At 70.3% G+C, this 24,903-nt stretch carries 26 protein-coding genes, 2 tRNA genes and 1 other RNA gene; 7 read left to right on the forward strand and 22 right to left on the reverse strand.

What is annotated here, in order from left to right; translation table 11 throughout:
* Positions 1-97: 97 nt before the first annotated feature.
* The 4 genes from ABZ070_RS10975 to ABZ070_RS10990 all read right to left on the reverse strand — a co-directional run bounded on the left by ABZ070_RS10975 (position 98) and on the right by ABZ070_RS10990 (position 4,526).
* Positions 98-565, reverse strand: a complete 468-nt coding sequence (locus tag ABZ070_RS10975) for a PPOX class F420-dependent oxidoreductase (RefSeq protein WP_356632222.1) — start codon at positions 563-565, stop codon at positions 98-100.
* A 10-nt stretch (positions 566-575) separates the two neighbouring features.
* Positions 576-1,388, reverse strand: coding sequence for a YceI family protein (locus tag ABZ070_RS10980; protein ID WP_356632224.1), 813 nt, complete (start codon positions 1,386-1,388; stop codon positions 576-578).
* A 226-nt stretch (positions 1,389-1,614) separates the two neighbouring features.
* Positions 1,615-4,053, reverse strand: coding sequence for an MFS transporter (locus ABZ070_RS10985; RefSeq protein ID WP_356632226.1), 2,439 nt, complete (start codon positions 4,051-4,053; stop codon positions 1,615-1,617).
* Positions 4,054-4,070: 17 nt separating this feature from the next.
* A complete protein-coding gene (locus ABZ070_RS10990) occupies positions 4,071-4,526 on the reverse strand; it encodes a MarR family winged helix-turn-helix transcriptional regulator (protein WP_356632228.1) in 456 nt (151 codons plus the stop codon).
* A 200-nt stretch (positions 4,527-4,726) separates the two neighbouring features.
* Between ABZ070_RS10990 and ABZ070_RS10995 the strand changes: the two genes are divergently transcribed.
* On the forward strand, positions 4,727-4,948 hold the full coding sequence (locus tag ABZ070_RS10995; RefSeq protein WP_356632230.1) for a hypothetical protein: 222 nt from the start codon (positions 4,727-4,729) through the stop codon (positions 4,946-4,948).
* A 35-nt stretch (positions 4,949-4,983) separates the two neighbouring features.
* On the opposite strand, the gene ABZ070_RS11000 is transcribed toward ABZ070_RS10995, so the two are convergent.
* The 9 genes from ABZ070_RS11000 to ABZ070_RS11040 form a co-directional block, all read right to left on the reverse strand.
* Positions 4,984-5,745, reverse strand: coding sequence for a hypothetical protein (locus tag ABZ070_RS11000; RefSeq protein ID WP_356632232.1), 762 nt, complete (start codon positions 5,743-5,745; stop codon positions 4,984-4,986).
* Between the two features lie 120 nt (positions 5,746-5,865).
* Positions 5,866-6,723 carry an RNA polymerase sigma factor SigF gene (locus tag ABZ070_RS11005; RefSeq protein WP_356632234.1) on the reverse strand — a complete coding sequence of 286 codons (858 nt, stop codon included), beginning with the start codon at positions 6,721-6,723 and terminating at the stop codon, positions 5,866-5,868.
* Positions 6,724-6,957: 234 nt separating this feature from the next.
* A complete protein-coding gene (locus ABZ070_RS11010) occupies positions 6,958-7,803 on the reverse strand; it encodes an RNA polymerase sigma factor SigF (protein ID WP_356632236.1) in 846 nt (281 codons plus the stop codon).
* Positions 7,804-7,981: 178 nt separating this feature from the next.
* A complete protein-coding gene (locus ABZ070_RS11015) occupies positions 7,982-8,275 on the reverse strand; it encodes a Dabb family protein (RefSeq protein ID WP_356632238.1) in 294 nt (97 codons plus the stop codon).
* Positions 8,276-8,302: 27 nt separating this feature from the next.
* A complete protein-coding gene (locus tag ABZ070_RS11020; RefSeq protein WP_356632240.1) occupies positions 8,303-8,467 on the reverse strand; it encodes a hypothetical protein in 165 nt (54 codons plus the stop codon).
* Positions 8,468-8,637: 170 nt separating this feature from the next.
* Positions 8,638-8,722 (reverse strand) — tRNA-Ser (locus tag ABZ070_RS11025).
* 81 nt (positions 8,723-8,803) lie between these two features.
* Positions 8,804-9,298 carry a tRNA adenosine(34) deaminase TadA gene (gene tadA, locus ABZ070_RS11030; protein WP_356632272.1) on the reverse strand — a complete coding sequence of 165 codons (495 nt, stop codon included), beginning with the start codon at positions 9,296-9,298 and terminating at the stop codon, positions 8,804-8,806.
* Positions 9,299-9,390: 92 nt separating this feature from the next.
* On the reverse strand, positions 9,391-9,927 hold the full coding sequence (locus tag ABZ070_RS11035) for a hypothetical protein (RefSeq protein ID WP_356632242.1): 537 nt from the start codon (positions 9,925-9,927) through the stop codon (positions 9,391-9,393).
* 151 nt (positions 9,928-10,078) lie between these two features.
* A complete protein-coding gene (locus tag ABZ070_RS11040; RefSeq protein WP_356632244.1) occupies positions 10,079-10,267 on the reverse strand; it encodes a hypothetical protein in 189 nt (62 codons plus the stop codon).
* A gap of 119 nt (positions 10,268-10,386) precedes the next feature.
* Here ABZ070_RS11040 and upp point away from each other — a divergent pair, with 119 nt between their 5' ends.
* Positions 10,387-11,022 (forward strand): uracil phosphoribosyltransferase, encoded by a 636-nt coding sequence (upp, locus tag ABZ070_RS11045; RefSeq protein WP_356632246.1) that lies wholly within the window; start codon positions 10,387-10,389, stop codon positions 11,020-11,022.
* A gap of 103 nt (positions 11,023-11,125) precedes the next feature.
* On the opposite strand, the gene ABZ070_RS11050 is transcribed toward upp, so the two are convergent.
* Together ABZ070_RS11050 and ABZ070_RS11055 are read right to left on the reverse strand one after the other, a co-directional pair.
* Positions 11,126-11,746 (reverse strand): LytR C-terminal domain-containing protein, encoded by a 621-nt coding sequence (locus ABZ070_RS11050; RefSeq protein WP_356632248.1) that lies wholly within the window; start codon positions 11,744-11,746, stop codon positions 11,126-11,128.
* A gap of 127 nt (positions 11,747-11,873) precedes the next feature.
* Positions 11,874-12,170, reverse strand: coding sequence for a type II toxin-antitoxin system VapB family antitoxin (locus ABZ070_RS11055; RefSeq protein ID WP_003955420.1), 297 nt, complete (start codon positions 12,168-12,170; stop codon positions 11,874-11,876).
* Positions 12,171-12,266: 96 nt separating this feature from the next.
* Between ABZ070_RS11055 and ABZ070_RS11060 the strand changes: the two genes are divergently transcribed.
* Positions 12,267-13,865: a helicase HerA-like domain-containing protein gene (locus ABZ070_RS11060; RefSeq protein WP_356632250.1), complete on the forward strand. Its 1,599-nt coding sequence runs from the start codon at positions 12,267-12,269 to the stop codon at positions 13,863-13,865.
* Between the two features lie 58 nt (positions 13,866-13,923).
* On the opposite strand, the gene ABZ070_RS11065 is transcribed toward ABZ070_RS11060, so the two are convergent.
* From ABZ070_RS11065 to ABZ070_RS11090, 6 genes are all read right to left on the reverse strand, one after another.
* A complete protein-coding gene (locus tag ABZ070_RS11065) occupies positions 13,924-15,459 on the reverse strand; it encodes a M28 family metallopeptidase (protein WP_356632274.1) in 1,536 nt (511 codons plus the stop codon).
* Between the two features lie 162 nt (positions 15,460-15,621).
* Positions 15,622-16,296: an HhH-GPD-type base excision DNA repair protein gene (locus ABZ070_RS11070; protein WP_356632252.1), complete on the reverse strand. Its 675-nt coding sequence runs from the start codon at positions 16,294-16,296 to the stop codon at positions 15,622-15,624.
* Between the two features lie 112 nt (positions 16,297-16,408).
* Entirely contained in the window at positions 16,409-17,641 is a 1,233-nt protein-coding gene (locus tag ABZ070_RS11075) for a sigma-70 family RNA polymerase sigma factor (RefSeq protein ID WP_356632254.1), read from the reverse strand.
* Positions 17,638-18,054 carry a YciI family protein gene (locus ABZ070_RS11080; RefSeq protein ID WP_356632256.1) on the reverse strand — a complete coding sequence of 139 codons (417 nt, stop codon included), beginning with the start codon at positions 18,052-18,054 and terminating at the stop codon, positions 17,638-17,640. The genes ABZ070_RS11075 and ABZ070_RS11080 overlap by 4 nt, the downstream gene beginning before the upstream one ends.
* A gap of 231 nt (positions 18,055-18,285) precedes the next feature.
* Positions 18,286-18,558, reverse strand: a complete 273-nt coding sequence (locus ABZ070_RS11085) for a hypothetical protein (protein ID WP_356632258.1) — start codon at positions 18,556-18,558, stop codon at positions 18,286-18,288.
* A 137-nt stretch (positions 18,559-18,695) separates the two neighbouring features.
* Complete coding sequence (locus tag ABZ070_RS11090) at positions 18,696-20,405, reverse strand: lysyl oxidase family protein (protein ID WP_356632260.1); 1,710 nt, start codon at positions 20,403-20,405, stop codon at positions 18,696-18,698.
* A 417-nt stretch (positions 20,406-20,822) separates the two neighbouring features.
* On the opposite strand from ABZ070_RS11090, the gene ABZ070_RS11095 reads away from it, so the two are divergent.
* Both ABZ070_RS11095 and ABZ070_RS11100 read left to right on the forward strand, forming a co-directional pair.
* Positions 20,823-22,451, forward strand: a complete 1,629-nt coding sequence (locus tag ABZ070_RS11095) for an alpha/beta hydrolase (RefSeq protein WP_356632262.1) — start codon at positions 20,823-20,825, stop codon at positions 22,449-22,451.
* 238 nt (positions 22,452-22,689) lie between these two features.
* Positions 22,690-23,157: a DUF3592 domain-containing protein gene (locus ABZ070_RS11100; protein WP_356632264.1), complete on the forward strand. Its 468-nt coding sequence runs from the start codon at positions 22,690-22,692 to the stop codon at positions 23,155-23,157.
* A 137-nt stretch (positions 23,158-23,294) separates the two neighbouring features.
* On the opposite strand, the gene ABZ070_RS11105 is transcribed toward ABZ070_RS11100, so the two are convergent.
* Positions 23,295-23,382 (reverse strand) — tRNA-Ser (locus tag ABZ070_RS11105).
* Between the two features lie 97 nt (positions 23,383-23,479).
* Between ABZ070_RS11105 and ffs the strand changes: the two genes are divergently transcribed.
* Positions 23,480-23,578: signal recognition particle sRNA small type (gene ffs, locus ABZ070_RS11110), an RNA gene on the forward strand.
* Between the two features lie 56 nt (positions 23,579-23,634).
* Positions 23,635-24,903: DNA polymerase III subunit gamma and tau (locus ABZ070_RS11115; RefSeq protein ID WP_356632266.1), on the forward strand; the 1,269-nt coding region annotated here is incomplete at its 3' end.

The raw sequence follows: 24,903 nt of genomic DNA on the forward strand, positions 1-24,903 counted from the left end.
CACCGTCCCGTACGAGCCGCGCCGGCCGCTTCGTCCTCACCGCGCCGGCCCGTCCGTACTCGCTGAGCCGGCGGTCTGTCGCCACCGCGCCGGGCGGTCAGTACTCGCTGAGCCGGGCGGGGAAGCCGCCCGTGGCGATCGGCCCCCACCGCTCCGGTGTGACGCGGATGATCGACTTGCCCTGCTTGATCATCGCCTCGCGGTACTCGCTCCAGTCGGGGTGCTCGCCGGAAATGTTGCGGAAGTACTCGACGAGCGGCTCCACCGACTCGGGGGAGTCGATCACCTCCGCCCGGCCGTCGATCTGCACCCACGGGCCGTTCCAGTCGTCCGACAGGACGATCACGCTGACCCGCTCGTCCCGCTTGGCGTTGCGCGTCTTCGCCCGTTCCGGATAGGTCGAGACGACGATCCGGCCCGAGTCGTCCACCCCGCAGGTGAGCGGCGAGCCCTGCGGCGAGCCGTCGGCGCGGCGGGTCAGCAGGATCGCCCGGTGACGGGGCCGTACGAAGGACAGCAACTGCTCGAGGTCCACCCTGGTGTTGGTGGCGATGTGGCGTGCCATGGCCGGCACCCTACGGGAGCTGCCCGCCCTGCACCGCCTGGATGTCCAGCTCCACCCTGAGCGTCGTCCCGATGGCGGAGACACCGGCCTGGACCACCTGGTTGTAGTTCATCGCGAAGTCCTCACGGTGCAGCTCCGCCGTGGCGTGGAAAGCGGCACGCACCCCGCCCCACGGGTCGGGCCCGGTGCCCAGGTAGCTCAGATCCAGGTCGACCTCACGAACGACACCGTGCAACGACAACTCGCCCCGCACGGTCCAGCGGTCGGGGCCGGCCGGGGTCAGCGCCGTGGACCGGTACGTGATCTGCGGGAATCGCTCGGTGTCCAGGAAGTCCGGCGACCTCAGATGCTTGTCCCGCAGTCCGTTGCCCGTGTCGATGGACGCGGCCGAGATCACCGCGTCGACCCGCGAGCACTCCACGTCCTGCGCGATCTCGATCCGCCCGCCGAACTCGGTGAAGCGCCCGCGCACGCTGGAGATCCCGAGATGCTGTGCGGTGGCGGCCACAGAGGAGTGCGCCGGGTCGAGCGACCAGGCGCCCGGTGGCGGCAGCTCCACTCCGCCCTGGCGGGCCAGCACCACGGTGCCGACCTCCACGCGGCCGCTCGCCGTGACGAGCGCGGTCGAGGCGACCGGCGCGTAGCCGAGTGCCGTCACGATCACGGTGTACGGCCCGGCGGGGAGCGTGGTCGTGTCGCTCACGGTGCCGTCCGCGCCGGCCTGCGCCCGCACGACCTGTGCCCCGGCCATGTCCGTCACGGTCACGACCGCGTGCTGGACCGCCCAGCCGTCGCGGGTCCGTACCTGTGCGCGAAGTGCCATGCCCTCAATCCCGTTTCTCTTTCCGGCCCTCGTGGGGCCGTGCTGCCGTGCTGGTGGTCTGTGGTCTGTCTGTGGTTGTGGCGCAGGCCGTGGTCGTCGCGAAAGGTGTCGGGCCCCGGGCTCGGGGCGACCGGCCGTCCCCTGCCTGCCGCCCCGCCCCCGGGGCCCGTCTCCGCCGGGCGGGCGTCTCGTCTCCGCTGGGAACGAGCGCCGGCACCGGAGGCTGCTACTCGCCCGGGTGGGCGAGTTCGATGTCGTGGCCGTCGACGCCGTGACCGGCCACGCTCAACTGGCCCGCCACCGGCGGGTATCCGGTCGCGATGACCGTGTACTCGCCCGCGTCGAGGTCGGCGAAGGCGTACGCCCCGTCGTCGCCGGTCGTCGTGGTGGCGACCACGTTCCCGGCGGCGTCCACGAGGGTCACCCGGGCGTCGGCCAGCGGCCTGCGGTCCACGCCGCCGCGCACGGCGCCCTGGACCACGGCTCCCGACTGCAGGGCCGCCTCGATCCGGGTCACACCCTGGCCGCCGATCTCCACGGGCAGCGCGAGCGGCCGGTAGCCGGCGGCGTTCACCGCGACGGTCACCGGGCCCGGCACCAGCTCGGCGAAGGCGAAACGGCCCTGCTCCGCGCTCTTTCCGGTGGCCAGTACATCGCCGCGCACGTCCGTGACGACGACCATGGCGCCTTCGACCGGGCTGCCGTCCTCGGCGGCCCGTACGACCCCGGCGAGCCCGCTCGTACCGGACAGGAGGATGTCGTAGGCCATCGGCTCGTCGGTGACGATCACCGTGGAGGCCTGCGGCTGGAAGCCGTCGGCCGAGGCGATCAGCACGTACGAGCCCGCTCCCGGCGCGTCCAGTGTGTAGCCGCCGTCCGCCTGTGCGACGGAGCGTCCCAGCTGCCGGCCGGTCGGCGAGATCAGGGTGACCGCCGCCTGGGGCACCGGCACGCCTTCGGAGCCGCGCACCACGCCGCGTACCGGAACACCGGCCGTGACGCGCCCGGCCTCGACCGTCGGCGCCGGGGCGGTGGCCGCGGCGGCGGGGACGGTTTCGGGGATCTCGACGGCCTCGTCGTTCGACGAACCGCTCTTCAGAGCGACCTCCTTGATGAACAGCGTGACGAGGAACGCGGCGAGTGCGAAGGGAGCGGAGTACAGGAAGATGTCGGCGACTCCGTGCCCGTACGCCGTCTCCATCACCGTGCGGATCGGTTCCGGCAGCGTGTCCAGATCGGGGATGCTGCCGCCGCCCGTACCGCCGTGGCCCAGCGCCGCGCCCTGCGGGCCGAGCTCGGCGAGCCCGTCCTTGACGTAGTGGGTGACCCGGTTGGCCATGACCGCGCCCAGCGCGGACACGCCGATCGCACCACCGAGGGACCGGAAGAAGGTGACGACCGAGCTGGCGGCACCGAGGTCCGAGGGGGCGACCTGATTCTGGGTGCAGAGCACCAGGTTCTGCATCATCATGCCGAGGCCGAGACCCATGACGGCCATGAAGACGCCGATGTGCCAGTACTCGGTGTCGTAGCGGATGGTGCCCAGCAGGCCGAGGCCCGCCGTGACCAGCGCGCCGCCGGCGACCAGCCAGGCCTTCCAGCGACCCGTCTTGGTGATGATCTGGCCGGAGAGGGTCGACGAGACGAACAGACCGCCGATCATCGGGATCGTCAGCACGCCGGACATCGTCGGCGACTCGCCCCGCGCCAGCTGGAAGTACTGGCTGAAGAACACCGTGCCGGCGAACATCGCGACGCCGACGAAGAGCGAGGCCAGGGAGGCCAGCGCGATGGTGCGGTTGCGGAACAGCCGCAGCGGGATGATCGGTTCGCTCGCCCTGGTCTCGATGAGCAGGAAGAGCACGCCGAGGACGACAGAGCCGCCGACCATCGCGCCGGTCTGCCAGGAGAGCCAGTCGTACTTGTCGCCCGCGAAGGTCACCCAGACCAGCAGCAGCGAGACGGCGGCGCTGATGAAGAACGCACCGGACCAGTCGACCTTCACCTCGCGCCGGACCACCGGCAGCTTCAGGGTCTTCTGCAGGACGATCAGAGCGATGAGCGCGAACGGCACGCCGACGTAGAAGCACCAGCGCCAGCCGAGCCAGTCCGTGTCGGTGATGACACCGCCGAGCAGCGGGCCGCCGACGGTGGCGACGGCGAAGACGGCGCCGAGGTAACCGCTGTAGCGGCCGCGCTCGCGGGGCGCGATCATCGCGGCCATCACGATCTGCGCGAGGGCGGACAGACCGCCGACACCGATGCCCTGGATCACCCGGCAGGCGATCAGCATGCCCGAGTTCTGCGAGAGTCCGGCGACCACCGAACCCAGCACATAGATGAGCAGCGATATCTGGACCAGCAGCTTCTTGGAGAAGAGGTCCGAAAGCTTGCCCCAGAGCGGGGTGGTGGCGGTCATCGCCAGCAGCGAGGCGGTGACGACCCAGGTGTAGGCGCTCTGGCCGCCGCCCAGGTCGCTGATGATCTCCGGCAGTGCGTTGGAGACGATCGTCGACGACAGGATCGCGACGAACATGCCGAGCAGCAGCCCGGAGAGGGCCTCCATGATCTGCCGGTGGGTCATCGGCGCTCCGCCGTCGGCGGCGGAGCCGCCGCCGTGCTTGGCGTGGGCGCCCCGCACACCGCTCGGTGTGGTTGTAGCCATGAACTTCCTTCGCTCTTCTATGCGGGTGTACGGGTGGCGTGGGCCCGGCAGTCCCCGACGGATTCCCGGAGGCGGGCCAGCATCGCGCTGAGCTGTCCGACTTCGTCGTCGGACCAGTCCTCGAGGTAATGGGCGAACATGTCCGTGGTCCGCCGACCGAGGGTGTCGAGCAGGTCCTCGCCCGCGGGCGTGAGCCGCAGGATGCGAGAGCGCCGGTCGTCCGGATCGGGGGAGCGCTCCAGCCAGCCGCGTTCCACCACGTGGGCCACGTGCCGGCTGGTCACCGACATGTCGACGGCCAGCAGCTCGGCGAGACGGCTCATGCGCATCTCGCCGTGCCGGCCGACGAGCGCCAGCACGGCTGCCGAACCCGAGGGGCACTCGACGGGCAGGATGCGCGCGAGGCTGCGTTTCACTGCCCCGACGGCGCTGATCTGCCGGGCAAGTTCCTCGTACTGACTCCGCTCGGCCACGACCCCTCCCACTTTTGTTGCTTAGGGCAACGATAAAAGCTATTGGTTGCTACAGGCAAATGAAAACGGGCCCAGATGGGTAAAGGAACCCAAAAGGCTTTGCATGTGCGGAGTCATGCCGTGGTCATGTCCGCGTAGGAGGCTCCCCGCCGTCCGCCCGGGGTTGGGCCCGGCACCGCCGTTCGCTAGGGTCCTGCCCCATGGCACACAACCCCCATGCTCCCCAAGGCCAGGGCCCCGAGGGCAACTACGACCCCGCGGGCAGCACCCAGATGTTCCGCGCCTTCGTCGACGAAGGCGCCCCCCAGGGCCGCGCGGCGGCGACGCCCGCGGCGACGTCCTCCTCGCGCGTCGGCCTGATCGTCGGCGTGATCGCGGCGGTGGTCGTCCTCGGCGCGGTCGCCTGGCTCGCGCTTGGCTGAGCCCCTGTTCCGGCGGCGCCGGCCGCCCGCGCTCGTCAGGTCCAGGTCGCTGTGACGTCCTGCGTCTCGATGTGCATGCCGAGCGGCACCCGCCAGGCGTCCACGCACACCGTGTACGCCTGCTTCCGTACCGCTCCGGGCGCGATCGGCGCCGGGAGCGGCTGGCGGGACTCGATGGTGGCCCAGTCGATGCCGAGCGCGCCGATGATGTGCGTTGCGAAAGTGACGGTGCCGGACGCCGCGGCCGTGCCGCCGGTGTTGCGGAACTCCACGGTGACGCGCTCGCACCACCGCTTGTCGAGGACCTCCCTGACCGGCTCGCCGAGCTGGATCACGGCGGGGCCGGTGGGTCCCGGGTCCGGCTTCGGCGCGGGGGTCGGAGCGGGAGCGGGGCGGGGGCCGGGTGCCGGCCGTGACGGCGTGGGCTCGGGGCTGCCGGGTACGCCTCCCGGCCCGCCGCCGCCCGGGGTGCCGCCCGTATGGCTCTGAGCGGGCGGGCTGCTGTCGCCCGCCTTCTCGGTCGGCTCCGTTTCGCCGGAGCCGCGCTCGGCCTTTCCTCCTGTAGGGCCCGAGCCGGGGCCGGTGCCGCCCTCGCCGCGGCCGCTCCGAGGCAGGCCGTCCAGCGGGGCCATCGAGACTTCGCCCTTCGGCGGCACGGCGGCCGTGGGAGCCCGCTCGCTGCCGGCCCCTGCGGCGCCGAGCGCCACGTCGCCCTCTCCGCTGCCGCCCCCGCACGCGGTCAGCGCCCCGCCGAGGCAGAGCGCCACCGCCACGATTCCGGTCCGTCGTCGCCGCATCGCGCAAGTGTGGCTGACGCACCGTCAGTAAGGAAGCCCCGTACGACCCCTCCTGCGGTCGTCCGACGGGCCCGAACGGTACGGCCGAGCGACGCGGCCGTACCGTTCGCCGCGCGCCGATCAGTCCGCGATCAGTCCCTCCCGCAGCTGCGCCAGCGTGCGGGTCAGCAGCCGCGAGACGTGCATCTGGGAGATGCCGACCTCCTCGCCGATCTGTGACTGCGTCATGTTGGCGAAGAAGCGGAGCATGATGATCTGCCGCTCACGCGGGGGGAGTTTGGCCAGCAGGGGCTTGAGCGACTCGCGGTACTCGACACCCTCGAGAGCCGCGTCCTCGTAGCCCAGCCGGTCTGCGAGCGAGCCCTCTCCGCCGTCGTCCTCCGGGGACGGGGAGTCGAGCGACGAGGCGGTGTAGGCGTTTCCGACGGCGAGCCCGTCGACGACGTCCTCCTCCGACACCCCGAGCACCGCCGCCAGTTCGGGCACGGTCGGCGAACGGTCGAGCTTCTGTGCCAGCTCGTCGCTCGCCTTGGTGAGGGCGAGGCGCAGCTCCTGGAGTCGGCGCGGCACCCGCACCGACCACGAGGTGTCGCGGAAGAAGCGCTTGATCTCGCCGACGACCGTCGGCATCGCGAAGGTCGGGAACTCCACGCCCCGTTCGCAGTCGAACCGGTCGATCGCCTTGATCAGTCCGATCGTGCCGACCTGAACGATGTCCTCCATCGGCTCGTTGCGGCTGCGGAAGCGCGCCGCGGCGTACCGGACGAGGGGGAGGTTGAGCTCGATGAGGGTGTCGCGCACGTAGGTGCGCTCCGGGCTGTCGTCGGCCGCACCCTCGCTGTCAAGGGCGCGCAGCCGCAGGAACAGGGAGCGGGAGAGAGTGCGGGTGTCGATGGCTTCCGAGCTGTCGGGCACGACGGGTGCGGGTGCGCCGGGAGCGCGAGTGAGCACCTTCGAGCTGCCCTGTTCTACGGACATGCCACCCCCTTGAGGTCGCGGACGGTCGCGGTGGCCGCGACCGTCTGAGGAACGCAGCCTCCACCTGAATACCGGCGGCGAGGCTGCGGCAAACGCGGTTCCAGCAGAATGTCACATGTCGGCAACACGCTGTAGTGACATGTCGACAAGTATCGCGTAAAAATGCCCAGGAAACAGGGGGTGTAAGGCTTTTGAGCTACGGTCAGCAGTTCACGAGTGGTCTACCCGTTCGAGCTACGCTTCGATCCTGTTTGCGGAACGAAGTCGAGCGAAACTTCTCGCCAGCAGCCGCGACACATGCATCTGGGAGACCCCGAGTTCCTGACTGATCTGGGACTGTGTCAGGTTGCTGTAGTAACGGAGCATCAGGATCCGCTGCTCGCGCTCCGGCAACTGTACGAGGAGATGGCGCACCAGGTCCCGGTGTTCGACGCCGGCCAGCGCCGGGTCCTCGTAGCCGAGCCGGTCCAGCAGCCCGGGCATGCCGTCGCCCTCCTGGGCCGCCTCCAGCGAGGTCGCGTGGTACGAGCGGCCTGCCTCGATACAGGCCAGCACCTCGTCCTCGCCGATCTTCAGCCGCTCGGCGATCTCGGCGGTCGTGGGTGAACGGCCGTGCGCCGTCGTCAGGTCCTCGGTGGCGCCGTTGACCTGCACCCACAGTTCGTGGAGCCGGCGCGGCACGTGCACGGTCCGTACGTTGTCGCGGAAGTACCGCTTGATCTCGCCGACGACCGTCGGCATCGCGAACGTCGGGAACTGCACGCCACGGTCCGGGTCGAACCGGTCGATCGCGTTGATCAACCCGATCGTGCCGACCTGGACGACGTCCTCCATCGGCTCGTTGCGGCTGCGGAAGCGTGCGGCGGCGTACCGCACCAGCGGAAGGTTGGCCTCGATGAGGGCCGCGCGCACCCGGGAGTGCTCTGCGGTGCCCGCTTCCAGCCCCTTGAGGCGGCCGAACAGCACCTGGGTCAGAGCCCTGGTGTCGGCGCCCCGCCGCTGCGGCTTCGCGGCCGCGGAAGCGGTGTCGTCCGGCCTTTCGTTCTGAGGTGGCACCTGAGGCGCAGTACTGGCCGACATGGTCAAGCCACCCCTTTGCGGTCATTTACGGTCAAACCCATCCGTCAAAAGCGGTCATAGCATCACAAGACATGTCCACTGTGTGCAAGCACCCGATAACGCCGTGTTGACTTGGACGTTGGGATGGAAAACCGAAAAGCCCCCCGCCGAAGAAGGCGAGGGGCGGGGGAGGGGCGGCTCAGAACTCGTAGTCGGCGATCACCCACGTGGCGAACTCGCGCCACTGTCCGGCGGCGGCCTGATGGGCCGGGTGATCGATGTACCGCTGCAGCGCGTCCTTGTCGGCAACGGCCGAGTTGATGGCGAAGTCGTAGGCGATGGGCCGGTCGGTGATGTTCCAGGCGCACTCCCAGAACTCCAGCTCCGGGACGACCCCGTCCAGTTCCTGGAAGGCCTTCACGCCGGCTGCGACGCGCGGCTCGTCGCGCTCGACGCCCTCGTTGAGCTTGAAGAGGACCAGATGGCGGATCAAGGGGCACTCCCTGCTTGGCCGGACGACCTAGTTGACGAGCTCGGTCATGAACTCTCCGACGCCCTGTGCGGCGCTCGAAATGCCCTCGAACCCTACCCCCACCAGGTCGGCGGCCCGGTCGGGGGAGTTGATGATCGTGTACAGGATGAAGACGACGACGACGTAGACGGCTATCTTCTTCGCTTGCCCCATCGGCCTCTGTCTCCCCTGCTGTCCCTGCCCCTGGCCACGGTCGCGTGAGTCTAGCCGAGGGTGTTCGAACGAGATCCTCAGGACCATGGGCCCTGTGCCGCGTGGTTTCTCCGTACCGTGGGGAAAGGCGAAGGGCCCCGGCGCGATGCACCGGGGCCCTTCGACAAGAGCGGTAGCGGAGGGATTTGAACCCTCGGTGAGTTTCCCCACACTCGCTTTCGAGGCGAGCTCCTTCGGCCGCTCGGACACGCTACCGGGAGAGAGCTTAGCCCAAGGTGGGCCGTGCTCTGAAATCGGTATCCGCGGCGGTCCGCAACGGCGCCCGCCGGCAGTGCCTCAGCAGTCCCCGGACCGGCCGTTCTCGACGGACGGATCGACCGCCGGACCGGCCGCCCGCCCGCCCGGACGGTCACGGAAGAAGGCCGTCAACTGCGACGCGCACTCCTCCTCCAGCACCCCGAGGACGACCTCCGGCCGGTGGTTGAGCCGCCGGTCCCTTACGACGTCCCACAGTGAACCGGCCGCGCCCGCCTTCTCGTCCCGGGCGCCGTAGACCACCCGCTCCACCCGGGACTGCACGATCGCACCCGCGCACATGGTGCACGGCTCCAGCGTCACGACCAGCGTGCAGCCGGTCAGCCGCCACTCCCCGACGACCGCCGCGGCCCTGCGGATGGCCACCACCTCCGCGTGAGCCGTCGGATCGCCCGTCGCCTCACGCTCGTTGTGGCCCGCTGCGAGGATCGTGCCGTCGCCGGACAGGACGACGGCACCGACCGGCACATCGCCGCCCTGGGCGGCGCGGTCCGCCTCGCCGAGGGCGAGACGCATCGCCGTCTCCCACGGACCGCGCACGGGGTCGGCCGGGCGGGGCACCGGACCGGGCGAGCTCTCCGGTGCCTGTTCTCCTGCCGGGTCGGTCACTAGCGCACTGTCTCCAGCACCTCGCCCGCGCCGAGCGCGTCCGCGATCTCCATGAGCGCGTCCGTGTCCAGCGCCAGCAGTTCCTTCTCCGACAGCCCGAGGTCAGCGAGGATCTCGCGGTCGCCGACCGGTCCCGACGGCACGGCCTCGCCGCCCTGGGCCGGGACGTCCGCCCTGTCCTCGTCGTCCTCGTCCGGTTCTCCGTCCTCCGTACCGTCGAGATTCAGCGCGTCCAGATCGTCGGCCGGGTCGTCATCGTCCCCGCCGAGCAGTTCGTTGGTGAGGATCTCCCCGTAAGAGGAGCGCGCGGCCGCGGCCGCGTCCGACACGAAGATACGAGGGTCCTCCTCGCCCTCGACCCGCAGGACGCCGAACCAGGCGTCCTCCTGCTCGATGAAGACGAGCACCGTGTCCTCGTCCACCGAGGCATCGCGGGCCAGGTCGGTCAGATCCGACAAGGTCTCCACATCGTCGAGCTCTGTGTCGCTCGCTTCCCACCCGTCTTGAGTGCGCGCGAGCAGTGCGGCGAAGTACACCGTGACTCTCCCACTGATCAGAGGTGTGACGACCGGCGGTGCGTTGCGTTCGTGCCCCGCCCACTCGGAATCGTGGCAGAAAGAGGCGCGTTGCGAGAGGTCTTCCGTCGTTGCGTCGGCCACCAGTTCTTACGGGTCTTCATGGGACGGGCTACCAGCGGAAGGTCCGCATGCGCATCTGCTGGCGCATCCGGGCGGCTCTGGCCCGTCGTGGCTGGACGCGGTCACGCAGCGCCTTTGCCTCGTTCAGCTCACGCAGGAACTGGGCGCGTCGCCTGCGGCGCTCCGCGTCGGACGCGGTTTCCTCCACATGCTCCGGTTCCGGCTCCGGCTCCGTCATCGGCCACACCACCCCACGACTGCATCCGTCGTCCCCTCCGGCGTCGCGGCCTGGGGGGACACCCCTCCACCTTCCCTCCACAACCGGTCTTGATGCGAGCGCGGGCTACTGTTGACGGCATGCGGATCCACGTCGTCGACCACCCCCTGGTGGCGCACAAACTCACCACGCTGCGCGACAGGCGCACCGACTCCCCGACCTTCCGGCGGCTCGCCGACGAGCTGGTCACCCTGCTCGCGTACGAGGCCACCCGCGACGTGCGCACCGAGCAGGTCGACATCGAGACCCCGGTGACGGGCACGACCGGGGTGAAGCTGTCCCACCCGCGGCCGCTGGTGGTGCCGATCCTGCGGGCCGGCCTGGGCATGCTCGACGGCATGGTCCGGTTGCTGCCGACCGCCGAGGTGGGCTTCCTCGGAATGATCCGCAACGAGGAGACGCTCGAGGCGTCCACGTACGCGACGCGCATGCCGGAGGACCTGTCCGGCCGCCAGGTGTACGTGCTGGACCCGATGCTCGCCACCGGTGGCACGCTGGTCGCGGCGATCCAGGAACTGATCAAGCGCGGTGCGGACGATGTGACCGCGGTCGTGCTGCTGGCGGCGCCGGAGGGCGTCGAGGTGATGGAGCGCGAACTGGCGGGCACCCCGGTGACCGTGGTGACGGCGTCGGTGGACGAGCGCCTGAACGAGCACGGGTACATCGTGCCGGGCCTCGGCGACGCGGGTGACCGCATGTACGGGTCGGCCGACTGACCCGTCCGCGCGGCGCGCCGGCAGACGCGGACGGCAGACGACGGAGGGCCGGAGGTTTCCGGCCCTCCGTCACATCGTCAGTCGTGTCGGGAGCCGTGTCGCGTCAGCACTTCCCCGAGGGCGCCGGCTTCGGCTTGGTCAGGGCCGCCAGGGCGACATCGGCGTTCGCCTTGGCGTCGAGGGCCTTGAAGGCCGTGCCGATGATCAGGTCGACGTCCGCGGTCTCGCGGGTGTCGGTCTTCAACTGGTAGCCCCGCACCTGGGTGCCGAGCACGCGGAACGCGCCCTCCCGGGCCGTTGCGGGCCCGAGGAGCAACGCGGGACCGGGCACCTTCTTGTCGTACGCGGCGGGCGCGTTGGCGACCTTGCCGATCCGGAAGCCACGTTTCTTCAGCTCGTCGGCCGTCGTCTTGGCCAGGCCGGACCGCGGGGTCGCGTTGTAGACGTTCACCGTGATCTGGCGCGGCAGCGGCGGCGGGGGCGCGGCCGAGGGGATCGGCTTGGGTTTGCACTCGGCGGCGCGCGCGCTCGCGGACGGCTTGCCGCCGCCGGTGAAGGCGTCGATGAGCTGCACGGTCCCCCAACCGGCAACGCCCAGCGCGACCACCGCGGCGACCACTGCAAAGACGATCCTGCGGCGGTTCCGGGGGCGTCGCATTCGCGGGTACTTGTCGCCCGTGATGCGGTACTTTCCGCCCATGCCGGGGGGAGTCAGCATGCTCATGGGCGCAGCGTAGTGCCGCCCGGTGGCTATGCCTACTAAACGATCAACGGATTGCGTCCGTACGGTGGTGAAAGAAACCCCGAAAGGATCAGTCGTCGGCCGGCCGCCGGGCCGCCGAACGCCGGACTCAGCCCAGCTCGAGCACGCGGGCGTGCAGCACCTGGCGCTGCTGCAGGGCAGCGCGGACGGCGCGGTGGAGGCCGTCCTCCAGGTAGAGGTCGCCCTGCCACTTCACGACATGGGCGAAGAGGTCCCCGTAGAACGTCGAGTCCTCCGCGAGGAGGGTCTCGAGATCCAGCTGGCCCTTGGTGGTCACGAGCTGATCGAGGCGGACCGGGCGCGGCGCGACATCCGCCCACTGCCGGGTGCTTTCCCGGCCGTGGTCGGGATACGGCCGCCCGTTACCGATGCGCTTGAAGATCACACGGAAAGCCTACCGGTCAAGAGGCTCATGGCGCAGCCATGGACCCGCGGTGCGATCCTGATCAAAACTTTCCAAACCGGGAAATTGGGGGCTCTCGTGAGCCGCAGCGAGCAGGCGCCGGAGCAGCAGATCGCCGCCGGATACGCCTTCACCGGGCCCGCGCTGGAGCTGGGAGCCCTGCTCTGGGACGGGCAGTGCGACCCGGACACACGGATCCGCGTACCGCTGGCCGTGCTCAACCGGCACGGTCTGGTCGCCGGGGCCACCGGCACCGGCAAGACCAAGACCCTCCAGTTGATCGCGGAACAGCTGTCGGCGAACGGCGTGCCCGTCTTCCTCGCCGACATCAAGGGCGACGTCTCCGGCATCTCCGCTCCCGGCGAGGGAGGCGGCAAGGTGCAGGAGCGGGCCGGGCAGGTCGGGCAGGACTGGACCGGTCAGGGTTTCCCCTGCGAGTTCTACGGTCTGGGCGGCATCGGGCCGGGCATTCCGCTGCGCGCGACCGTCACCGATTTCGGACCGGTCCTGCTGTCCAAGGTGCTCGAGCTCAACCGGACGCAGGAGCAGTCGCTCGGGCTGATCTTCCACTACGCCGACTCCAAGGGGCTGGAGCTGGTCGACCTGAAGGACCTGCGGGCCGTGGTCGCCTTCCTGGTGTCCGATACGGGAAAGGCGGAGCTCAAGGGCATCGGCGGTATCTCCGCCGCCACCGCGGGGGTGATCCTGCGGTCGATCACGGCCCTCGAGCAGCAGGGCGCGGCCGGGTTCTTCGGCGAGCCGGAGTTCGACACCGCGGAGCTGCTGCGGACGGCGCCGGACGGGCACGGGATCGTCTCCGTGCTGGAGCTGCCCGCGGTGCAGGACAAGCCGGCGCTGTTCTCGACGTTCCTGATGTGGCTGCTCGCGGACCTCTTCCACGACCTGCCGGAGGTCGGCGACGTCGACCGGCCGAAGCTGGTGTTCTTCTTCGACGAGGCGCATCTCCTCTTCAACGGGGCCTCGAAGGCGTTTCTGGAGTCGGTCACGCAGACCGTGCGGCTGATTCGCTCGAAGGGGGTCGGCGTCTTCTTCGTGACCCAGACACCCAAGGACGTGCCGGGCGACGTGCTGGCGCAGCTGGGCAACCGCGTACAGCACGCCCTGCGCGCCTTCACCCCGGACGACGCCAAGGCGCTGAAGGCGACGGTGAAGACGTTCCCGGACTCCGCGTACGACCTGGAGGAGGTGCTCACGCAGCTGGGGACGGGCGAGGCGGTCGTCACCGTGCTGAGCGACAGGGGCGCGCCGACACCCGTGGCGGTGACGCGGCTGCGCGCGCCGCAGTCGCTGATGGGGCCCATCGACGCGGGGACGCTGGATGCGCTGGTGAGGGACTCGCCGCTGCACGCGCGGTACGCCGAGGCCGTCGACAGGGAGTCGGCGTACGAGAAGCTGACGGCCGAGCAGCAGGCTGCGGAGGCGGCTGCGGAGGCCGCGGCGCAGGAAGCCGCTGCACGGGAGGCCGCCGAGCGGCAGGAAGCCGAGCGGGAGGCCGCCGGGCCGAAGGCGGCGCCGCGGGGCGGAAGGCGCGACGAGTCGCTGGTGGGGCAGGTCATGGGGAGCGGGATCTTCAGGTCGCTCGCCCGGTCGGTCGGCACGCAGCTGGGGCGGGAGATCTCGCGGTCCCTCTTCGGGACGGCGCGCCGCAGGCGGTGAGCCCGCGGCGCGCCGCGCCGGTGGTGCCGGTGGTGTTCACCCGGTCACGTCGGCGGTGTTACTCGGTCACCTCGTGGCCGTGGCCGTCGTGCAGGCCGCCGCCGCTGCCCGCGTCACCCTCCGTCGGGACGGTCGTGACGGGCTTGCGCAGCGAGCTGATGTCGTGGGCGTAGGTGCCCACGGCGTTGGCGATGACGCCGATGTTGGCGGCGAACGCCTCCATGTTGATGTTGTCCAGGTTGTCGCCGGCGGCGTGGTAGTTCACGTCGTACGCGATTCCCGCGACGCCGCCGAACTTCTTCGCCTGTGCCTCGGTCTTGATGCCCTCCGCTCCGGTGAACGTGCCACCGGACGGGATGCCGACCTCGATGAACGGCCCGTAGTCGGAGCGGCCGGTGAAGTCCGTGCCCTCGTGCGGGGTGTCCTGCTTGTCGAGGAACTCGTTGATGTCGCGCTCGAGCTGCGCGGAGCCCGCGGGGCCCGCTCCCGCGCCGACGCCGTCCGAGTTGTCGCCGTCGTAGACGAACAGCCCGTAGTTCGGCGAGGCGATCATGTCGAAGTTCAGGTAGAGCTTGATCTCCTTCTTGCCCAGGCTGCTGAGGTTTGCGACGTAGTGCTCGGAGCCGAGCAGGCCGTTCTCCTCCGCGGACCACCAGGCGAAGCGGACCTTGTTGGCGGGCTGCTTCTCCCGCTTGGAGAGCTCCTGTGCCACCTCCAGCAGACCGGCGGAGCCGGAGCCGTTGTCGTTGATGCCGGGGCCGGCGGTCACGGAGTCGAGGTGCGCGCCGAGCATCACCGTGTTGGCGGCGTTGCCGCGGCGGGTTTCCGCGATCACGTTGTTGGTCGCGCGCTTCTCCTGCAGCTCGCGGACCTCGAACGAGACCTTGAGCGGACCCTTGGCCAGGTCCGCGGCGAGCTTCTCGCCCTCGGCGAGGGTGACTCCGCCGGTCGGGATCTTGGCGGAGGCCTGGTCGCCGAGGGTGCCGGAGAGCAGGCCCTCGGTGTTGTTGTAGATGACCGCGCCGGCTGCTCCCGCGCCCGCCGCGGCCGCCTGCTTCTCGGCGAACGCGCAGCCGCCGCGCTTGATCAGCGCGATCTTGCCGGTGAACGTGCCCGACGCGTAGTCGGCCGCCTCGCAGCCGGTCGTGTCGTCCACCGGGACGGCGGCCAGATCGGCCTTGATGCCGCCGACGGGGGTCGACTTGGTGTACGTCATGGCTTTGATCTCGACGTCACGGGGCGCCGGTGACGTCACGGAGAGCTTCTCGGCCAGCGTCTCGGTGTAGATGAACTCGAAGCGCTGGTACGAGACGTCGTATCCGTACTTCTTCATCTGCTGGTACACGTACGCGGCCGACGCGTCGTGACCGAGCGAGCCGGCGGCCCGGTGGCCGCCCGTGCTGTCCGCTATCTGCTGGAACTTCTCCAGGTGCTCGAAAGCGTCGTCCGCGGACGACTTCTCGACCAGCTTCCGTGCCAGCTTCGACGCGTCCTTGGCGGCCCGCTCCGCGGGGTCCTGACGGTGCGCAGCGGACGGGGAGGCGGATGCCAGCAGGAGCGGGGTCGCGAGTGCGGCTGCGGCCACGGTGGCCACGGCTCTGCGATGGGTTGCCTTCACAGAGGTCCTTCCCGATGTGAACGAGGGTTGAGGGGAAGCTAGCGATCTCCACGCCTTCTGTGAACACTTGTGCCGTAACTCATGGCGCATTTCGACGCATTGACCCGCGGAGTCCCTGCATCCACTTCAATCGGCGGCTTATCGGCGCTTCTTGGGCTCGGCGGTCTTCGAACTCTTGGCCTGCGTCGTCGTGGCCGTCTTCGTCGCCTTCACGTTCCTGGCGGTCTCCGCGGCTTTGGCGGCTTTGGCGGCGGCCTTCTTCTCCTGCTTGTACGCGCGCACCCTGGCGAGCGACTCGGGTCCGGTGATGTCGGCCGCCGACCGGTAGGAGTCCTCCTCGCCGTACGCTCCGGCCGCCTCCCGCCAGCCCTCGGGACGTACGCCGTACTGCTTGCCCAGCAGGGCCAGGAAGATCTGCGCCTTCTGCTCGCCGTAGCCCGGCAGCGCCTTCAGCCTCGCCAGCAGGTCCTTCCCGCTCGCCACGTCCGCCCAGACGGCGCTCGCGTCACCGCCGTACTCGTCGACGAGGAACTGGCACAGCTCCTGCACCCGCTTGGCCATCGACGCCGGATAGCGGTGAACGGCAGGCTTCTCGCGCAGCAGTTCGGTGAATGCGTCCGGGTCGTACGCGGCGATCTCGGCGGCGTCCAGATCGTCGGTCTCCAGCCGCTGCGCGATCGTGTGCGGGCCGGTGAACGCCCACTCCATCGGAATCTGCTGATCGAGGAGCATCCCGACCAGCGCGGCGAGCGGACTGCGGCCGAGCAGCTCGTCGGCCTCCGGTTGCTGGGCCAGATGAATGGTGGCTTCCATGCCCCCGATGATCGCCCCGCGGCAGGTGCGCCGCCAGTGAGAAGCCGTCGGTCGTGGCATGCGTGGCACGGCGGCGGGTGCCCGGTTCTGCCGGTGCGGGAGCGGCGCAGGCTCACGGCGAAAGGCGCGCGGCCCGCCTCTGCAGGTAGCGGGCCTCGGGGATGCTGAGAGTGCGGGAGGCCGCCGCGCGGTACGCGGCTCTGGCCTCCTCCAGATCGCCCGCCTTCTCGAGCAGGTGGGCGCGGACGGCGTCGAGCCGGTGGTGGCCGGCCAACCGGTCCTCCAGACGGTCCACTTCGGCGAGGCCGGCCTGCGGGCCCTGGACCATGGCCGTCGCGACCGCCCGGCCGAGCTCGGCCATCGGTTCCGGGGCGCGGTCCACGAGGAGGTCGTAGAGGGCGAGGATCTGCGGCCAGTCGGTGTCGTCCGCGCACGTCGCCTCGTCGTGCAAGGCGGCGATGGCCGCCTGCAGTTGGTACGGGCCCGCCGGGCCCTGCGCGAGGGCCTCCTCCACCAGGGCGGTGCCCTCCGTGATCAGTGCGCTGTCCCAGAGGGTGCGGTCCTGCTCGTCGAGGGGGACCAGTTCGCCGTGCGGTCCGGTACGGGCGGCGCTGCGGGCCTCGGTGAGCAGCATCAGCGCCAGCAGCCCGGTCACCGCTCCCTCCCGGGGCAGCAGCCTGCGGACCGCGCGGGCCAGCCGGACGGCCTCCCGAGCCAGGTCGGCGCGGTACAGATCGCGGCCGGAGGTGGCCGTGTAGCCCTCGTTGAAGATCAGGTAGAGCACCTGGAGCACGACGGCGAGCCGCGCGTCGCGGTCCGCGGGCCCCGGCTGCCGGAACGGCACGCCCCTTATCCGTTGCTTCGCCCGGCTGATTCTCTGGGCCATCGTCGCTTCGGGCACCAGATGCGCGCGGGCGATCTCGGCCGTCGTCAGACCTCCCACGGCCCGCAGGGTCAGGGCCACCTGTGCCGCCGGGCTCAGCTCGGGATGGCAGCAGAGAAAAAGCAGGGTGAGCGTGTCGTCGTCGGACGGGGCCCGGCTCTCACCGGGGGGCGGTGCGGTGAAGGCATCGCGGGGCGCGAGCCTGCCGGCCGTCTCCTCCCGTCGGCGGCGCGCCTCCTCGCTGCGCAGCAGGTCCGTCAGACGACGGGAGGCGACCTTGATCAGCCAGCCGCGCGCGTTGTCCGGTACGCCGTCCCGGGGCCACTGCTGCGCCGCCGCCAGCAGCGCCTCCTGCACGGAGTCCTCGGCCAGGTCGAAGTGGCCGTAGCGACGCACCAGCGCGCCGAGGACCTGCGGCGCGTGCCGGCGCAGCAGGTCCTCGACATCGGTCGTGCGCCTCAACAGAGGTCGCCTCCGCCGTCCATGATGGGCCGGATCACCACCGGGTAGTCGGTGGTGCCCTCGGGCGCCGGGCACTGGGCGATGCGTGCCGCGATCTCCGTGACCCGGTCCAGGCTCTCGCAGTCCAGGACCCAGTAGCCGGCGAGGAGCTCCTTCGTCTCGCCGTACGGGCCGTCCGTGATCACCGGCCGGCCGTCCTTTCCGGCGGTGACGTGGCGGGTCTGCGCGGGCTCGGCCAGGCCCTGCCCGTCGACGAGCTCACCGGACTCGGCGAGGTCGTCGTTGACGCGTTGCATGAACGAGAACATGGCCTGCATGTCCTTCTCGCTCCAGGCGGGGGCGAGTTCGGAGCCGTTGCCGCGCATCGCCTCGTAGTCCGCCTGCGTGCCCTGAACCATCACCAGGTACTTCATGACTCGCTCCTCGAGAAGAGTGGCCGCCCCTTGTGGGCAACTCTCACAGGGGACGTCGGAGCGGGTGACGCATTCTCGACGCGGCGCGGCGGATTTTTTCGGCGGAATTCAGCCGGGCTGTGGAGGCGGTCGTGATCGACCGGGAGCCGCCGGCCGTCGTGCAGGGATCGCGGCCCATGGAGCGGCCGTGCAGCGGCCATGAAGCGGTATGCAAAGAGGGAGCCGCGCGGGTCAGTCGCCGATGGACTCCTCGACGCGCACCACGCCCCGGTGCGTCAGTGCGATCAGGCTCGGCGAGGCGGTGGTGCCGAACGTGTCGGCCTCGAGCATGACGAGCCCCTCCCCCGCGAGGTACTCGCATGCGGCGCCCATCTCCTGATCGCCGACCTCCAGGGCCTCGCGCACCCCGGCGGCGCTCACCAGGGCCGACGTCCCGCCCGACCTCTCGTACACCTCGTGGAGAATGCGGCTGCGCAGTGCTTTCCGCTCGCTGACGCTGACCATGGCGCCGCCCTTTGCTGATCGGTGTACTTCCACGGTAAGCCCGGTTTCGTCCCGTGCCATGACTTCGGCCCCCGGGAAACCACCCGGGGGCCGAGGCCTGTCATGGTGCGACGCCGGTCAAGGCGTCGAGGGGGACGTCAGTTGGCGTTCACCAGGTCGTGGGCGGGTACCGTCACGGTGCGGGCGCCCGGGCGGCCGCCCAGGACGATCTTGCGCAGCGCGCTGTTGTTGTTGACGTTGGTCTCCTTGAGCCGCTTCTCCGGGTTGGCGAGCACCTGGATGTAGTAGGTGCCGTTCGCCAGGTTGGTGATGTCGAAGGACTGGCCGGGCAGATCCTGGGTGTACGTGTCGCCGGAGCCGACGTCGAGCACCTCACGGACGGAGATCGAGTTCTCCTGGCCGCAGGCGGTGGACAGGTCGGTGCCGTCCGGGTGCCAGTTGGCGTTCTTCACCGTGTAGTCGACGGCGTCGGTGTTGGCCAGGCAGAAGGCCTCCTTGCCGCTGCGCACCGTCTCCTTCTTGTCGGCCTTGAGCAGCCGGTAGCTGGCGAAGTCGGTGAAGTGCCAGTGCTCATGGCCCGGCCGCGGGTCCCACTCCATGGTGCCGGTCGGCGTGTAGCCGACCTGCTTCCCCTTGGCGTCGTAGAAGTACTGATAGGCGTCCATCAGCTTCTTGCCGGGGGAGCGGAAGCCGTCGACCACGAGCTTCGCGGGGCCCGCATTCCAGACGTTGGCGCTGAAGGCCAGGTAGTCCTTGCCCGGGATGTCGCCCTCGCCGTCGCTGATGGTGATGCCGTAGGCGGGCAGCGAACGGAGGTCGGGCTTGGGCACGTTCGGTACGGACGCCTTGCCCGTCGGCCGCGCGGCGTTGGGCCGCTCGCCGGGCGCCTGCCGCGAACCGTCGGTCCGGCCGCTGCCGTCACCAGCCCGTGCCGCCCCGAAGCCGGCCTTCTTCAGCGCCCAGGGGAGAGCGGGCGGTGCGGGAGCGTAGGGGCCGTGTCCGATGTTGTACGACGGACCCGCTCCGGTCGTCGCGGTCGTGGGCGCGGGCGCGCGCATCGCCTTGTGACCGGAGTGCCCGGCGGCATGGGAGCCGTGCCCGGCGGCACGTGAGCCGTGCCCGGCGGACGCCGCGCCGGCGCCCTCCTCCCAGCTGCGCTCGCGGACGGTCACCTTGATCGTCTGCGGCTTGTCCGCGATGCCGAACAGCTCGCGGTAGCGCTTCGTCACGGACACCTTGGCGGTGTACTTCCCGGCGGGCAGGGCGACCGGGGCCGAGTAGTAGCCCGAGTACGTGTTGGACGCCCAGCCGTTCTCGACGCCCCACACCGATCCGAGGGTGAACGGGTTGACCGGGCAGCTCTGCGGGTACTTCGACCTGCTCGGAGCGTCGGGCCGCACCCGGCCGGACGCGTTGTTCGGGCAGAAGTCCTCCGTCTTCTTCAGCGCCGTCTTACCGGCCGCATCCGTGACGGTGATCTGCACGAAGCCCGGCAGCCCCGAGAAGTCCTTCACCAGACCCGCGGGAAGGGTCTTGGTGCGGGTCTTCTTCCCCTCACGGATGACCTGCGTGGCGACGACCGGGTCCTTGTAGGACTTACGGGTCACCTTGAGCTCGAGAGGCCCGTTCTCCGCGGTGACGTACGTGCCGAGGTCCAGGTAGACGCCGGGCTCCTCCTTCCACGAGTCGAGGGTCACCGACGTGGAGGCGGCGATAAGACCGAGCTTCGGGCCGGACGACGCCTTCGCATCATCGGGCGCGGCGGCGACGACACCGGCGGTCACGGCGATCGCCGCGGCGACAGCGAGCGCCGGACGCCACAGGCGGGTCTGGTGGGATCTGGTCATCAATCCTCGTTCTCCGAGTGCCTGACTGACGGAACGGGTGGAGCGACAGCGGCGCACGGCGGTCAGACCGTGCCGGATCGGGCACGACGGGCTCTCCTGATCGCGAAGCTGTGTCCCCGCTGTGAGAGGTGTCCGACGGCGTCTTCGGTTGTCTGCGGACGGCGAGTTGCGCATCGTTGGCCGGAAGCAGACGGTGAACGACGGATCGCCGCCACGGAGCGGCTGATTCCGTCAGGCGTTCCGCGCCGCCCCACGTCGAAAGGGCCCCACCGCGAAGGGTGGGGCCCTTTCGACGTGGGGACGTGGGCCGTACTGCGTTCGGGTGCCCAGCAGGTGCCTCCGGACCCGTGCGGTGGTGAGGTGGTCGAGACCATAGGAGTTCCGGGGGGACGACCACATTTCCCGAAGGGACACCTGATGCCCGGGTTCATATCCAGGTGGCGAGCCGGTTCGGTGGGGTGCGTCGCGCTGGTGCTGCCGTACCTACTCCTCTCCGCGGGGGTGATGGCGCCGCAGCACATTCGTGAAGGGAGCGGGGGCACCGGCGGGAGCGGCGAGGCGTCAGCACTCACGTGGCGGCCGTGCGAGGAACCGGCACAGCGGGGATTCGAGTGCGCGACGCTCACAGCTCCGCTCGACCACGCCCGCCCGGCGGGCCGGACCATCGATCTCGCCGTGATCCGGCGCACAGCCACCAACCCGTCGACGAGAATCGGTTCGCTGTTCTTCAACCCGGGCGGCCCGGGCGGACCCGGCACAGCTGCTCTGCCGGTCTGGTACCGGTTCTTCCCGGAGGAACTGCGCAAGCGCTTCGACATCGTCAGTTGGGACCCTCGCGGGGTAGGCCGCAGCACCGCGGTGCGCTGCTTCAGCGACGCCGAGGAGGCGCAGGCCTGGTGGGAACGCCAGCCGGCGGGCTTCCCTGTGGGGGACAAGGAACGCAGGACCTGGTTCGCCGGGAGGGCGGACCTGGCCAAACGTTGCCAGGAGCGCGCCGGGACCCTGCTGCCGTACGTCTCCACCCCCGACAGCGCCCGTGACCTGGACCGGTTGCGCCGGGCGGTGGGGGACGGGCAACTGAACTACTGGGGTATCTCGTACGGCACCTTCCTCGGCGCCGTCTACGCCAACCTCTTCCCCGACAAGGTGCGCGGCCTGCTCCTGGACGGCAACGTCGATCCGCTCGGCTACGTGGACGGCGCCAAGAACGGCGACGTACGAGAGACCACCTCTTTGCGTATGGGCTCGGACCTGGGGTCGGCCGCCACCCTGGGGCAGTTCCTCGAGCTGTGCGGTCGGGCCCCGGCAGCCCGCTGCGCGTTCTCCGCGGGCAGCCCCGAGGCGACCCGCGCCAAACTGGCGGACCTGATGCAGCGTCTCCGACGTCGTCCGGTGGATGAGTGGACCTACGGCAAGACCGTGGCCGAGGTTCGATCCGCGCTGTACATCGTCCACCCGGGGTGGACCGACGCTGCGACGATGCTGCAGGAACTGTGGCTCGGGCGCGCCCCGCAGGCGCCCGCTCCGTCCGCCCCCGGGGCCTATCCCGGATTCGAGCAGGAGGCCGCCGTCGTCTGCTCCGAGAGCCCCAACCCCCGAGTCCTTGGCCGCTACCCCGAACTCGAGGAATTCAGCGCGGCACGCGCGGGAGACCTCGGCCGTCGCTGGGTGTGGGACTACGAGTGGTGCGCCCGCTGGCCGGCCACAGCGGCCCACCGCTACACCGGGCCGTTCGACCGGCCCACCGCCCATCCGGTTCTGGTCGTCAACCCCACCTACGACCCGGCCACTTCCTACCAGGCGGCCGAGGCGATGACCCGCACACTCGCCGACGCCCGCCTGTTGACCCTCCACGGCCACGGGCACACCGTTCTGGGCAATCCCAGCACCTGCGTGAACCAGCACGCCGCGCGGTACTTCACCACGGGCGTCCTGCCGCCCGTGGGGGCCTCCTGCCGCCAGGACACCCCGCCGTTCGCCCCCGCCAAGCCGACCGGCGGCATCGCCGCGGGCGGCGGCACACTCGCCACCGGCCAAGGAATCTGAGACGGCCGACGTAGAGGGCCCCACCGCGACGGTGGGGCCCTTCGGCTTCGCCGGACCGGAGCGCCACGGGGCATGGCGACCGCCCGGGTACAACCTCCAAGAGCCCTTGCCTTCCGGTCCGCAGACGGCTGCGGAACCTTCGGGATCGATCACCTAGGCTGCCCGCTGACGCGTCGCGCGGTACCAACCCGTCCCCTCGTGCCGCCGTTGTCCGCCGCTGCCGATCGGAACGGATCTCATGTCCCCTGCCCTCGTCCCCTGGCTCTTCTCGCTGGCCTTCACCCCGGCAGGAGCCGTCCTCGGCGTAGCGGCGTACCGCACTGTCCGCCGGAATCGGAGTCTGCGCCGGACGGGCACGAGAGCGCAGGGCGTGGTGACCCGCCTCGAAGCGACCCGGATGCAACACGGCTCGGAAGCCACGATCACCATCCGGAGCTCCGGGACCACCGTCTGCTTCCCGGTCATCGCCTGGACCACGGTCGACGGCCGAGCTATGGAAACCAGGTCGAACACAGCCCGCCCCCGTGCCAGGACCTTCGCCGTCGGTGCCCGGGTCGAGGTCCGCTACGACCCGGCGGATCCCTCCCGCTGGACGCTCCCGGCCGAGGGCAACGGACTGTGGTGGCTCTTCGTCGCGCTGGGGGCGACCTTTGCGGTGATCGGGCTGGGGTTCTTTTTCGGGGCGCTGTTCTCGCAGGTCCTCTGAGCCGGTGATCCATCACACAGGACCCATCGCACATGATCGTTCGACGGCAGACCCGGGAGTTCGAAGCCGGGACGGTCAACGCCGAAGGGCCCCACCGCGAACGGTGGGGCCCTTCGACATCGTGCCCGGTGAGGCACTGGCGGAGGATACGAGATTCGAACTCGTGAGGGGTTGCCCCCAACACGCTTTCCAAGCGTGCGCCCTAGGCCACTAGGCGAATCCTCCGCGGCAAACAATACAAGACGTTGAGGAGTGCTCGCGAACCTGTTCCCGGCATCCCGTCCGGGGGGTCCGAGCACCCCCGTGGATCGGGTAACCTGGGGCCAGCCCCTCACGTGGCGCTATCTGACTGAACTCCCCCAGGGCCGGAAGGCAGCAAGGGTAGGTCGGCTCTGGCGGGTGCGTGAGGGGCGCTTGCGTTCCCGGGGAATCCCGGGCGGCTCCTGCTTGTCGGTGGGCCCCGATAACCTCGTAGGTGTGTCGTCCCTTGCGCTGTACCGCCGCTACCGCCCCGAGTCATTCGCAGAGGTCATCGGTCAGGAGCATGTCACTGATCCGCTCCAGCAGGCCCTGCGGAACAACCGGGTCAATCACGCGTACCTGTTCAGCGGACCGCGCGGCTGCGGAAAGACGACCAGTGCGCGCATCCTCGCCCGCTGCCTGAACTGCGAGAAGGGCCCCACGCCGACCCCGTGCGGCGAGTGCCGGTCCTGCCAGGACCTCGCACGGAACGGGCCGGGGTCGATCGACGTCATCGAGATCGACGCCGCTTCGCACGGTGGCGTGGACGACGCCCGTGAGCTGCGCGAGAAGGCCTTCTTCGGCCCGGCCGGCAGCCGGTACAAGATCTACATCATCGACGAGGCCCACATGGTCACCTCGGCGGGGTTCAACGCCCTGCTGAAGGTCGTCGAGGAGCCGCCGGAGCACCTGAAGTTCATCTTCGCGACCACCGAGCCCGAGAAGGTCATCGGCACCATCAGGTCGCGTACGCACCACTACCCGTTCCGCCTGGTCCCGCCCGGGACGCTCCGCGAGTATCTGGCGGACGTGTGCGGCCGGGAGGGCATCCCCGTCGACGACGGCGTGCTGCCGCTGGTCGTGCGGGCAGGCGCCGGCTCGGTGCGTGACTCCATGTCCGTCATGGACCAGCTGCTCGCCGGCGCGGCCGACGACGGTGTGACATACGCCATGGCGACAGGTCTTCTCGGTTATACGGACGGGTCGCTCCTCGACTCGGTCGTGGACGCCTTCGCGTCCGGCGACGGGGCCGCCGCCTTCGAGGTCGTGGACCGCGTCATCGAGGGCGGAAACGATCCCCGCCGGTTTGTCGCCGACCTGTTGGAGCGGCTGCGTGATCTGGTGATCCTCGCCGCCGTGCCGGACGCCGGGACGAAGGGGCTCATCGACGCCCCGGCCGATGTCGTCGAGCGGATGCAGGCGCAGGCCTCGGTGTTCGGGGCGGCCGAGCTCAGCAGGGCGGCCGACCTGGTCAACACGGGGCTGACCGAGATGCGCGGAGCCACCTCGCCGCGGCTGCAACTCGAGCTGATCTGCGCGCGCGTGATGCTGCCCGCCGCTTTCGACGACGAGCGGTCGGTGCAGGCCAGGCTGGACCGTTTGGAGCGGGGTGCGTCGTTCTCGGCCGGCGGACAGGGGCCGGCGATGGGCTACGTCCCCGGCCCACAGGCCCAGGCGCACGCTCCCGCGGGCGTGCCCGGCGGCGGGCCGGCCGCGGCCCGAGCC

Origin of the sequence: Streptomyces sp. NPDC006283, assembly GCF_040613325.1 — a bacterium.
Taxonomy (GTDB): domain Bacteria; phylum Actinomycetota; class Actinomycetes; order Streptomycetales; family Streptomycetaceae; genus Streptomyces.